This is a genomic window from Paenibacillus sp. FSL H3-0457 (genome assembly GCF_037981725.1).
Lineage (GTDB): Bacteria > Bacillota > Bacilli > Paenibacillales > Paenibacillaceae > Paenibacillus > Paenibacillus amylolyticus.
In genome coordinates, this window is the sequence record NZ_CP150283.1 from 570,344 (window position 1) to 583,011 (window position 12,668).

General features: G+C 45.8%; 8 protein-coding genes. 5 read left to right on the forward strand and 3 right to left on the reverse strand.

Translation table 11 applies throughout. The features are described from left to right. Window positions 1–11 precede the first annotated feature (11 nt). The 4 genes from MHH25_RS02675 to MHH25_RS02690 all read left to right on the forward strand — a co-directional run bounded on the left by MHH25_RS02675 (window position 12) and on the right by MHH25_RS02690 (window position 3,354). Window positions 12–1,091, forward strand: coding sequence for a sulfate ABC transporter substrate-binding protein (locus MHH25_RS02675; protein ID WP_036607530.1), 1,080 nt, complete (start codon window positions 12–14; stop codon window positions 1,089–1,091). A gap of 87 nt (window positions 1,092–1,178) precedes the next feature. Then, a complete protein-coding gene (gene cysT / locus MHH25_RS02680; RefSeq protein WP_127547780.1) occupies window positions 1,179–2,015 on the forward strand; it encodes a sulfate ABC transporter permease subunit CysT in 837 nt (278 codons plus the stop codon). 67 nt (window positions 2,016–2,082) lie between these two features. Then, window positions 2,083–2,958, forward strand: coding sequence for a sulfate ABC transporter permease subunit CysW (gene cysW / locus MHH25_RS02685; protein WP_036607456.1), 876 nt, complete (start codon window positions 2,083–2,085; stop codon window positions 2,956–2,958). Between the two features lie 156 nt (window positions 2,959–3,114). Continuing rightward, window positions 3,115–3,354 (forward strand): YezD family protein, encoded by a 240-nt coding sequence (locus MHH25_RS02690; RefSeq protein ID WP_036607453.1) that lies wholly within the window; start codon window positions 3,115–3,117, stop codon window positions 3,352–3,354. A 90-nt stretch (window positions 3,355–3,444) separates the two neighbouring features. Here MHH25_RS02690 and MHH25_RS02695 read toward each other — a convergent pair whose 3' ends face one another. Further along, entirely contained in the window at window positions 3,445–5,085 is a 1,641-nt protein-coding gene (locus MHH25_RS02695) for an extracellular solute-binding protein (protein WP_340019060.1), read from the reverse strand. A gap of 251 nt (window positions 5,086–5,336) precedes the next feature. After that, a complete protein-coding gene (locus MHH25_RS02700; RefSeq protein ID WP_340019061.1) occupies window positions 5,337–7,658 on the reverse strand; it encodes a helix-turn-helix domain-containing protein in 2,322 nt (773 codons plus the stop codon). A 364-nt stretch (window positions 7,659–8,022) separates the two neighbouring features. Here MHH25_RS02700 and MHH25_RS02705 point away from each other — a divergent pair, with 364 nt between their 5' ends. After that, complete coding sequence (locus tag MHH25_RS02705; RefSeq protein ID WP_340020439.1) at window positions 8,023–10,734, forward strand: S-layer homology domain-containing protein; 2,712 nt, start codon at window positions 8,023–8,025, stop codon at window positions 10,732–10,734. A 978-nt stretch (window positions 10,735–11,712) separates the two neighbouring features. Here MHH25_RS02705 and MHH25_RS02710 read toward each other — a convergent pair. Then, window positions 11,713–12,600, reverse strand: coding sequence for a hypothetical protein (locus MHH25_RS02710; RefSeq protein ID WP_340019062.1), 888 nt, complete (start codon window positions 12,598–12,600; stop codon window positions 11,713–11,715). Between the last annotated feature and the right edge of the window lie 68 nt (window positions 12,601–12,668).

Below are 12,668 nucleotides of genomic sequence, written 5' to 3' on the forward strand. Positions count from 1 at the left end.
GAGTGTTATTTATGAAAAAGAGAATTCATAAGGGTATTTTGGTTGGTCTGGCACTAGTATTAACAGGAGTTCTGGCAGCATGCGGATCGGATAGCGGCGGGTCCAGTGCGGCAGGAACATCGGGGGGAGCGGAAGGCGGCACAGAAGGGGCCAAGGCCATCGAACTGCTGAATGTTTCCTACGATCCAACGCGGGAACTCTATGAGCAATATAACAAAGCGTTTGCAGCGCATTGGTTGAAAGAGAAAGGCCAGGAAGTGACCATCAAGCAGTCCCATGGGGGATCGGGTAAACAGAGTCGTTCTGTTATTGACGGACTGGATGCAGACGTGGTGACGCTGGCATTGGGATACGATATTGATGCGATTGAAGATAAAGGTCTGATTAATGAAGGCTGGCAGGATAAATACGAGCATAACAGCTCTCCGTATACTTCTACGATTGTCTTCCTTGTACGTAAGGGTAATCCAAAGGGCATCAAGGACTGGGATGATCTGATCAAAGGGGATACGCAAGTCATCACACCAAATCCTAAAACGTCCGGCGGGGCGCGTTGGAATTACTTGGCGGCATGGGGATATGCCCTTAAGCATAATAACAATGATGAAGAGAAGGCGAAGGAATTTGTTGGTGAATTGTTCAAACATGCGCCTGTGCTGGATTCGGGTGCTCGCGGGTCTACGACAACGTTTGTTGAACGTGGCATCGGTGATGTGTTGCTTGCCTGGGAAAATGAAGCTTTCCTATCGGTAAAAGAGCTGGGTCCGGACAAATTCGATATTGTCGTGCCTTCGGTTAGTATCTTGGCTGAACCACCAGTTGCGATTGTGGACAAAAATGCAGACAAAAAAGGAAGCCGCGACGTGGCGGATGCCTATCTGAAATATTTGTACAGTGAAGAAGGACAGACGATTGCTGCTGAAAATTATTACCGCCCAACGCTGGACAGCGTGGAGGAAAAATTCAAGGATCAGTTCCCGGCACTTGAGCTGTTCACGTTGAAAGATGTATTCGGCACATGGCGGGATACTCAGGCCAAACATTTTAATGACGGTGGCATCTTCGACCAGATCTATGTTCCAGGCAGCTAAGTTTGCTCTGTTCAATGAACACCCGATCAATCGCGCTGTGAGCGGCCAACCAGCCTTACCGGCTGAAGGCAGAGAGGATGAACGTGCATGAGCAAGGTGGTTGTGGCGCGGAGACGCACATTGCCGGGATTTGGATTAACGATGGGTTACAGTGTGTTCTACCTGAGCCTGGTTGTACTTATTCCACTGGCTGCGCTGTTATTTAACTCAACAGGACTGACGTGGGCAACCATGATTGAGGTTGCGACCAATCCCAGGGTGCTGGCTTCCTTCCAGGTCAGCTTCCTGACCGCAGGTGCAGCGGCGCTGATTGATCTCGTGCTGGGGTTACTCCTGGCATGGGTGCTTGTTCGGTATGAATTCCCTGGCAAAAGGCTGTTTGATGCGGTCATTGATCTGCCTTTTGCCTTGCCGACAGCGGTAGCAGGGGTTGCTCTTACGGCGATCTATGCCGGCAATGGCTGGATTGGGCAGTTTGTAGAGCCTTTGGGCATCAAGCTCGCCTATTCACAGGCCGGGATTACGCTGGCGCTGATGTTTATCGGAATTCCGTTTGTAGTTCGCACGGTGCAACCGGTGCTGGAGGAGCTGGAAGCTGAGGTGGAAGAGGCGGCTGCCACACTGGGGGCAGGAAGATGGCGGATATTCCGCACGATTCTGTTGCCAGATCTGATTCCACCGTTGCTGACCGGGTTTGCTCTGGCATTTGCCCGGGGTATTGGCGAATATGGCTCGGTTGTATTTATCTCAGGTAATATGCCGATGAAAACGGAGATTGCTCCCTTGCTGATCATGGCCAAGCTGGAGCAGTTCGATTATGCAGGCGCTACAGCTGTAGCTTTGCTGTTGCTTCTGGTTTCTTTCATCCTGCTGCTGATCATTAATTCCTTGCAACGTTGGAGCCGGAAGGCGGGCAGAGCATGACGATGAAGCATGATGGAATATGGATATTAAAAGACGTCACTCACCCAAACCAAAGGAGGTGCAGCATATGGCGGGTTCTGTCCCACTAAGCCCTGTTCCACCCGTAAAGACCGGGCGTGGAACTAACCGTGCAACAACGGAAGCTCCATGGGTCAAATGGTTGTTGATTGGACTGGCAAGCCTGGTACTCATATGGCTGCTTATTTTGCCACTGGCCATTGTGCTCATGGAGGCGTTGAAGCAAGGCTGGGGTGTGTACATCGCTGCTCTTACCGAGCCGGATGCCATGTCTGCACTGAAACTCACGTTATTGGTTGCGGCGATTACCGTACCGCTGAATACCATATTTGGTGTGGCTGCTGCATGGGTCATTACCAAGTTTCAGTTCAAGGGCAAGGGACTTATGATCACCCTGATTGATCTTCCTTTTTCAATATCGCCTGTGGTGGGCGGGTTGATCTTTGTATTAGTCTTTGGTTCGAATGGGTGGTTAGGGCCGTGGCTGTCCGAACATGATATCAAAATCATTTTTGCGTTGCCAGGTATTGTCATTGCAACGTTGTTTATTACCTTCCCGTTCGTAGCGAGGGAGTTGATTCCACTGATGGAGGACCAGGGAACCCGGGAAGAAGAAGCGGCGGTTACGCTAGGTGCTTCCGGGTGGCGAATCTTCTGGAGTGTAACCTTGCCCAACATCAAATGGGGGCTGCTGTACGGCATTATTCTGTGTAATGCGCGTGCCATGGGCGAGTTCGGAGCAGTATCTGTGGTGTCTGGACATATCCGCGGGGAGACGAATACGCTGCCGCTACATGTCGAGATTTTGTATAACGAATATCAATTCTCAGCTTCATTTGCCGTAGCTTCCCTGCTCCTGATTCTGGCTCTTGCCACGTTGCTGCTCAAGAGCTGGCTTGGACACAAAGCCGTTTCAGAAAAGTGATTATGAGAAGAAGAAAATACAGATTGACAGCTACTGGAAGCCCTGCTAATGTATAAACCAAGTATATAGGTTGGATAAGAATGATTTATAAATCCGTTGGATGACAGCGTACTTAGGAATATGGCGGGCAATAGCCCGAGAAGAGGAGGCGGCTCTATGGCTAAGCCGTTAAAAGTGGATGAGGTATGGTTGGACCGAATTGCCGGACAGCTGAATGACATGGAGTTTGGTTCATTGCATATCGTGGTGCACGAAGGTCAGATTGTGCAGATGGAGCGGACCGAACGCAAGCGTTTTGAAAACACGCCCTCAGGCAGCGCCTCCAAATCCGGAAGCACGGCACGAAGCAGTTCAGCCCGTTCACTACGCGGATCAAATGCGAGTGCGAAGGGATAGAGAGTGACGTGAGGGAAGCGAAGATAGGTGCATAGGAACACATGTAAAATCCAGAAACTCATGGGAAATGCATGTTCCAAACCCTCCTACCTATTGGGCACGACTTGTCTCCATATGCTCCTTATACCAATGATTCGCTTCAAGCAGCACCTGTTGCCCACCTGCATCCATGAATTCTTCCACAAAGGTATCGAAATACCCCACAGGCTGATCGCCAGTGATGATGGAGATGTACGCTCTGTCTCTCATGCGAATCAATTCAGATGAATATTGAATCAGGGCAGGGGTTGCAACCTCCAGGCGATTATAGATACCATTCTCCGTCAACCCTGCAGATGCAGCCCACTGTTCACGTTTATCCGAGGGTGTACCTGGAACCGTCATGCCGATACTTGAGCCGATCATATTAATATAATTCTCCATTCTGTTGTATGGGTAAAGTAAATGGAACGAGCTTGAATCTTCAGCGCTCCAATTCCAGTGTTTTCCTGGAAGGCCATACTCCATTTTGATCTGCTCCTCCGGATCGGGGTTGGCACTTACATAATCGAGTATCTCCAAAATTTTCTCCAGTTTTCCCGGCTCCTTTGCAGCCTCAGCTCCTATAGCAATAAAATTCATCAGCAGATTGTTCCCTTTTGAACCGCTATGTCCATCAGGACCAATAACAGGAGAACCAAATACAACCTCTGCAGTTGCGTTTTTCTGTAACAGCTCATTAACATTGAACGAGGCTCCCACGGGGGTTTCTTGGCCATTTTCATTAAGGACACTGTAGTCTCCCTCTTGATTCCAATGATAATAGTTGCCCATCGAGGTCATCCCAATTTTTCCATTAATAAAAGCATGGGATAGATGTTTATAGCCGCCTTTATTTTCGCCGGTTATGAACTCAGGGTCGATAATCCCGTCCCGATACCACTTTTGCATATAAGTCAGGGCTTTTTTCATCTCAGGCTCCAAAGCGCCGATCACGAGTTGGTTGTTTTTTTCATTAAAATACAGTTGCTCGGTGAAAACGGACTGTCCAAAAGCGCCAAACACCACATTTAAGCCCTCTCTGGATAGGCCATACGTATCCTGTTTACCATTTCCGTCCGGATCATCTTTGGCAAAAGCATACATAACCGTTTCAAATTCATCTAATGTCTTTGGCACCTCCAGACCAAGCTGCTTAAGCCAGTCCTCTCGGTATACAACAGGGGTTCGATAGATGTTGGTCTGATTAATAGCCGGAATTCCATATAAGCCACCGTTTATTTTTCCATACTCTAAATAACGTGAATCATAATCGCGAATTCGCTGTACGATATTTGGCGCATATTGTTCAAGAACTTCCGGGGGAATTTCCGCTAAGACCCCTTGCATTTGATACTTAAGCAGATCATGCGGTTGTCTGATCCGGAACAGATCGGGTATTTTCCCTTGAGCAAGCTCCAGGTCCAGCAGTTCCTCGTATCGCTTGTTCTCAAGATTCCACACCTCCAGATCGACATCAAACCGATCCTCAATATAGGTAATCATCTCGGCGTCTTCAGGAACAGGGATATTTTGATGCATGGTCCAGGATATCGTATACTGCGGTGCTGTATCCTTCTCAGCGCTTGCTAGATGGTCTTGCTGTTGCACTTGTGCTGTTTCTCTTCCTAAAAAGGTACACCCACTTGTAAATACGATAAGGAGGAGCATTGCGGAATATAGACATAACTTTCTTGAAAGGTTGATGTTCATAGCAGTTCCTTTCCTGATTTCAAATTCTATATAGGTTTAATCAAAGAATATTTACACGGACACTCCGATGACAGAACAACCTTCCGATCGCTGTTATTCCCAGATTTCTTTTGATCCCTTCTCTAAAGGGAGAAATCCGGGAATAGCGTATGCTTCCGAAGTAGCTTTCTTTCAGAAAGCTTTTAGGCGAACGCTTCGCTTCTTCAGGTTCTTTCTGTCCTCTCCGTTTTTGTGTAAATGTTAAATTGATCCTATATAGATCCCTGCTCCATTAGATTGCGCATGAAGTTTTTTGGCGTACAGCCGTGGATTTCTTTGAACTTCTTAATGAAATAAGCAGGGGTTCGGTAACCGACAGTACTTGCGACCTGCTCAACTGTGATTTCACGCTGTGTCATGAGTTCCCGTGCGCGTTCCATTCTCTGATTCGTAACATATTCGGAATAAACAATCCCGGTTTCTTCCTTGAAAAGTTTACTGAGATATTTAGGGCTGATGAATACTCGCTCTGAGACATGATCCAGCGTGAGATCGCCTGATAAGTGCTCGTGAATATAGGCTTTGACAGCCGAGATGGTATCCACACTTCGTACCTCGCTTCGCTTCTCCATCTGCATCACAAATTCGGTCACGAGATGAATCATCCATTCCGAATAGCGGTTGATATTGTAGAACAATGAAAATTGCTTGTACATATTCAATGAGCTCGCCTCGGTGGGTTGCAGGCGCACCTGATTAATACACTCAGCGTAAATAGATACCGTTTTTAATAAGATGATCCGACTGTATTCGGCTGAATAGGGGCCTTCTGTTATTGTCGCGACCAATTCCTGAATGGCCTGAACCGTACCTTGCACATCCCGAGTTTGCAATTTCTTTTCAAAGTTTACGAGGTATGACTCCGGGATCTCCAGACTGCTGGCTTCCCTGTTCAGAAGATCAAGATCCTGAATGGCAGACTGATCGGGAAAGAAGTAGCTGTATCGAATCAGGGTATTCGCCTGATGATAGCTTGTGTGAATCTTCGTGAAGTGCTCTACCCATCCGCCTAACGATAGTACAAATTCCAGACCAAATCTGCTGCTCGCCTCAGCGTGAATAAAGTCTACAATGTGATCAGAGAGCGGTTCTTCGGGTTGGTTGGTACAGATGATTACGGCTATTTTGTGATCCTGCAATTCCTCTGCCAGCAGTTGAGTTCCATCCATTTCTGCGATCTCCAGTTGCTGGATCATCGTATACAACGTATGCTGCAACTGTCGTGGCTGCAGATCCTTCCACTTCTCATTAACAGGGTCAATGACGATGCAACGGAAGCGAGAGTAGGCCATTGAAATGTGAATAGACTGGAGCTGTTCCGTAAGTTCCTCGGGTGTAAATCGGTTATTTAACATATTGAGCATGATACTATGCTTAATCATTCTGTGATTGGCCTGTAAAGTTTCTTCAAGACTATCAACTTTATTGGACAGACTGTTAAACGTTGTATCGATGAACCGATATTCGTCCTGCTTTAAGCTGGTTGGGCTATCCATCCGGCTCTTGATGTTATTCATGATTCGTTTAAGAGGACTATAGTTGGCCCTGGTAAAGATGGACGACATCGCTATTCCAACCGCAACAGCCAATAAACCGAGAAGAACCGAAATCTCCTTCAAGCTATCCAATTTATAATAGAAGCTTTCATTAGGTGTGGTTGTGTAGATTCTCCATGCATTTCCTTTAAATTGATCTTGGGTAACAACATGAGAGTCATAGTTAAATACAGGTGTGAAGCTCTCATCTGAAGTATGAAAGGTGAGCAGCGACTGCGTCAGATTCTCCTCCGTGGAGCTACCTATCAACGTTTTGTCCGCGGCAGATATGACGGTTCCGTCCTGATCGATGATTAATGTATTTGCATAGTCAGCAGGGAGCATATTTTTAATGATCTGACTGATCGCTGATTCTTTGATATCAATCGCAATCATGGCCTTACTGTCTTGTCCAGACGATTGAAACGGGTAACTATGGACATAGGAAATTAGAGGACTCATCTTGCCTTGTTCCCGTGATTCGATATAAGCATCCTGAGGCACCATGCGAGTCTTCATCCATAAGGAGCTTTCTGGAGTCTCTTTCATCGCAGTAATCCAATCCGTCGTATGATCCACACTCGAAGGCGTGTCCTCATAGAGCAATAGCCCATATACAGATGAGACGATGAAGTGGTTCTTCGTATCGTACACATGAATAGCTTCAATGAGATCGGAGTAATTTTGCACCATATTTTTGAGGGACTGTTCGATGTCCAGGATTTTGCTATGGTTTCCTTTTAAGCTATCTAAATCGATACTAGCGGCGTTACCGAGTGCCAGGGATAGATAGACCTGATTCACCTTCTGGATAACGGAGCTCTCAATAGTATTGACAGTGCTTTTCAGTGACAGCTGATTATTGATTCGAATCTCTTTGCTGTATTGATGGGAGAAGAAGAGGTATAGAATGGAGCCGAAAAGAAGCGCAATGACAAGAACAACAGCAAGGTAGGAAAGAACCATCTTGGATCTTACAGTTTGAAATGGCTTATGCATTCTTTTTCCCCCTTCATGTCTCTTTTCTAAACAACTTCATCATTATATAGCAGGCCGAGGACTAGAAATCATGTTGATCGAAATTTAACAAACTCCCACTCCATAATTTACTTTCAGTTAATAAAGCGTTTACAAAAGTAGGTATTTTAATTGATAAATGTAGTATCTAACTCCATTTTTCTTGGCATATAAGCTCCGGAACGTACGATTTTGATATAAAACGGAATTTGTTCTATAGATGCGAAACGCTCCCTAATGCTACAGTAACGGCAGATCAGACATCTGTATAGAGTCTTTCTTACTCATTTGCAGATGCAGAAGCAAAAAAATAATTTACCATAATGGGAGCGTGTATTTGCAAGCCATGAGAAAACCACTTAAAAAGTCACTGGCATTACTTCTAATGTTGTCTATGGTAGGTCCGACATTTGCAGAGAAGAGTTTTGCAGCCGATCAGAAGATTCAGTTCTCTGATATTAAGGGACACTGGGCGGAAGCGAATATTCAAGCATGGGGTGATGAAGGATTAATTCGAGGTTACCTGGATCATTCATTTAAACCAAATACGTATATTACCAGAGCAGAATTTATGAATTTGGTAAACGGTGCTTTTGGATATTCCGGACAAGCTAAAATTACCTTTAATGATGTGTCTGAGAGTGCATGGTATTACGAAGCAATTTCTATTGCAAATGCAAATGGATATATAGATGGATACACCGATGGCACAATGAAGCCGCAAGATCCGATCACCCGTCAAGAAGCAGCTAAAGTGATTGCTGGCATTTTGAATCTGGAGTTAAATGAAACAGCAGCGAATGTATTTAGCGATTCATCGTCTATAGCGGCGTGGAGCAAAGGGGCTGTAGGTGGAGCGGCAGCAGCGAAAATTATCTCCGGATATGCAGATGGAACCTTCAAACCGCTTAATTCCATTACTCGTGCCGAAGCGGTGTCTGCGCTCGTTAAGGCTGTGGAAACAGATGCTACTACAGCTGCCAAACCAGCTAAGCCAAAAGGAACGGCAACCGTTCTGAATGTTAATCCCCCAGCAGATGAAGCTCGGTTATCCGCCGTGAAGCACGGAGCCAATGCCGGAGACGACACCTTAAAAAATATTGCGGAAACCAATCCGTTTATTGATATTTTAGACGGTTTTGATCAAGTATGGTCCATGAACCTAGCGGATTGGAGAGATGGAACAGCGGCAACTAAAATTGGAGCTGACGGGAAAAATGCAAAGTATGGAGATGGACCGACTCCATATTATGACGGCTTTAAGAATGATCCAACCGTAGCTGTTGCTGATCAGAAAACATATGCAAATGAAGAGATCCGAAACAAAGCGACTTGGGAAGCCAATATCAAATATGTAGAAAAGGTCACGCAAAATCGCACAGGTGAAGAGACATTGGCAGCCTATTATGATGACCAAAGAGATAAGATCTATAGCGTGATGGAGGGCTTTGGTCCGTTGGCTAACACGTATGTAGATATCATCAAGCCAAAGACAAACGTTGAACGAACGGTGGACGAGATGAATGTGGTATTGACCGAAGAAACAGTGGAAGATGAAAGCCAAGGCATTGGAGATTGGGAAGCAAAGACGGAACTTGCAGACTTGGTTCATTTAGTTGATCTGGTTCGATTTAAAATTCCTGCCTCATCTAATCCCTCTAAATATTTCTACTCTTCCCCTAGACCGTGGAGAATGAATTCCAATGGAGAAGTGAAAGAAGTTGTTGACAGCAAAGGACTGCCTGTATGGGAAACCTTGGGCGAAGGTGAGAAAAAAGAAGTACCTTTGGCTTCAGGCGGCACCAAATCAACAGGAGAAAAACATTACCAGCAATACGAAACTAACGTTAAGCTTATTCCTGCGTTAACGTATGTCAAACGAATCGCTGAGGATGGAAGAGGGAAAGATGGCGCATTTCCGAGCGGACATACCAGTGCAGCTTACTTATCCGTATTTCCTTTGGCATACGCTACACCAGAACGATTCACTGAATTGTTAACGAGAGCAGCTCAGTTGGGCGAGAATCGAATCGTAACGGGGATGCACTCACCGCTTGACGTTATAGGAGGAAGAATACAATCCACAGCCATGGCTGCATATGCACTTAATCAGGCTGAGAATAAAGATGTGTTAGAGAAAGGTTATGAGAATGCAGGAGAAGTATTTGGAGCTGCAGCCAAGGAAAAAAATATGAGTCTGTATGAGTATGCACACACCGTAACAGAGGATTACACGTTCAAGAGTGCTTACGATGAACACAAATGGGAAGATCATGATGCCAATAAAGCCTTCTATAGAGAAAAGATGACTTACGGTCTACCACAAACCGGAACCAAAGGTTTGGCTCCAGTTGTACCGCAAGGAGCAGAAGCCCTGTTAGAAACACGTCAACCGTATTTAACAGATGAGCAACGCAGACAAGTATTGTATACAACATCCATTGACTCTGGATATCCTGTACTGGATGAATCCAAGGGCTGGGGTAGAATTGATCTGGTCACGGCTGCGGATGGCTACGGCGCATTCTTGAACAATGTAACTGTGGATATGGACGCTTCCAAAGGGCGCTTCAATGCAGAAGACTGGTGGAGAAATGATATCACCGGTAGTGGAATGCTCACGAAAAAGGGGACAGGCACCCTTACATTGACAGGGAAAAATAGCTACACTGGAGGAACATTGCTGCAAGCAGGAACGCTGGTAGCAGAATCTGCAACTGCTTTTGGTACAGGTGATCTGTATGTGGAAAATGGAACAGTTGTCGTTGATGTCGACGGAGCACTCAACTTAAATAGGAACTTTACCATGGATAACGGTACGTTGGAATTGGTAGTGACTGACAACAACAGTCAGCTGAATGTTGGCAGAAAGCTCTATATTGATGGAGGAAGTCTCAAACTCGACTTGTCCAACTATAAGATTGAAGGTTCCAAAGATATTACGTTAATCACGGCTAATGGAATTACAGGTGAATTCGACAGTGTAACTGCCGAAGGTTATGACGTGACTGTCACGTACGAAAATGGTCGTGTCATTGCACATGTTGTAGCCAAATAAGTGAAGTAATTATCCATGATATAAAGTGAACTAAAGAATGTCACACATGCCACTTCGATGACAGAATAACTTTCCGATCACTGTTATCCCAGATTCTTTCCTTCTTCAAAGGAAAAAATCCGGGGATAAGCATATGCTTTCGATGGAGCTTTCTTTCCGAAAGGCTTTAGGCGTAGCGAATGCTTTCGAAGTAGTTTTCATACAGAAAACTTGTAGCTTCGCTTCTTCACGTTATTTCTGCCCTCTCCGTTTTTGTGTAATTATTAAAGTTCGTTTTATATCGTTCAATTCTTCGCAAGAAAAGATTATAGAAAAGGGCTTAAACTACAATGTAGTTTAAGCCCTTTTCGCGTACAGTTACGTTGGGATATAGGGGATGTTTTCAACACGTCCTGAAAGCCGAACTGTATCTGAACGTGTCCGGAGTAGGCAAGCGCTAAATACTAAATGTAAGAGCAAGCAATTAGGACTTCGCAAAAGCGATTTTCCTATTTTCCTCTACCAATGAGAATTTTCGCTTCGTACGAGAGAGAAACGAGGTTTCCTCTCAGTCGCGCTTGGAACAGAGCATGAACAGGGGTTGAGCGCTAACGAATATGAGGCGTCTTATTCAAGGGTTTGAAGCACCCGCAGAAATCTAAGGAATCTGAGACACGTTATATCGAAATGTACGGCGTTTTAGAGCGTTTTTATCGAGCGATTTTGGGAAATAACGTGTCTGAGGTTTTTTACAATTTTGAAAGAGGCTGTAGAGGCCAAATAAGACGTCCTGAGTTCCTTAGAAAATAGATTGGCTACTCAATAGGATCAGCCAGACGGGAGCTCGATAATTTTGGGACACTGACATCCATCATCGTATAACATGCCGAGTAAGGAGACACGACCTGATCGGTGAAAATCCAGCCGAGGGAGGGCCAAGTCTCGTATCATCGATGTGGGTATCTAAGTTTAATCATACGGAAGCGGCTGAATCGTAGGTTATTCGTCGGTGTTGGTACCAGATGTACGACGTGTATTTCCTTCCAGTTCCGTAGAGACTTGCTTCGTTGGTTCCAGATCCGTATGTCCTGCGTAGGGGCGATCACTTCGAGAGCGTGTCCCAGTCAACCCGAAACCCGAAGTGAATATAATCAGCTGTAGTCCAAGGGCGTAGGGCGCAGCAACAGGTCCAATCAGATGGAGCAAGGAGCATAGCGCGATCAGCAAGGAGAGCATTTTGGTTACTGTACTTGACCTATCCCGGCGTGGGCTGGCCCAGAGCAGGTAACCATATATTATGGTGATCATTAGGGAAATTGCGCGAATCCATGGCAAGATGCTGTCCCATGAGTCTACATGGACGTCCAACATCCGCTGACGGAATACCAGATCTGTAACCAGAAACCCTGTGGCAGCCAGTGCGGCTGGTTCGGCTACGGGCCGAAGGATGGTCCAGACCGCTGTGCCCCAATGATCTGTATGTGTCTCCCGGCTGAGTTCATCCGATAATACGGTGCATTCCCGTTCCAGTGCTCTGTGCATCAGGCCAAGTCGGGCAGAATCATGATCCTTAATACAGTCACGGATCTGGTCCTGTAGCTGAGGGGATAGGTAAGATGCAGCTTTGCAGGCTAACATTGCTGTTATCAGATCGTCATGTTCGTGTTCCGATCGTTCATAATTCCGATTTTCCTGGATGGTAAGTTGTCCCAAGAGGGCTGTACTTATGTATAATGTATCTCGTATCCTTCTCATTCGCCTTTCGTGGCTGCGGCGAACTTCAGTGGCAGACCATATGTATATCCCCAGAAGCAAAGCCATGACTCCAAACAGCACAGCCACAGTGCCTGGGCGCGATGTTAGATCTTCAATCCAACGTTGAAACACACTTGTTCCTCCTTTGCACCAACTTCACGTATCAAGAAACACGCTTCACGTAAGCTTTCTCTCACTAT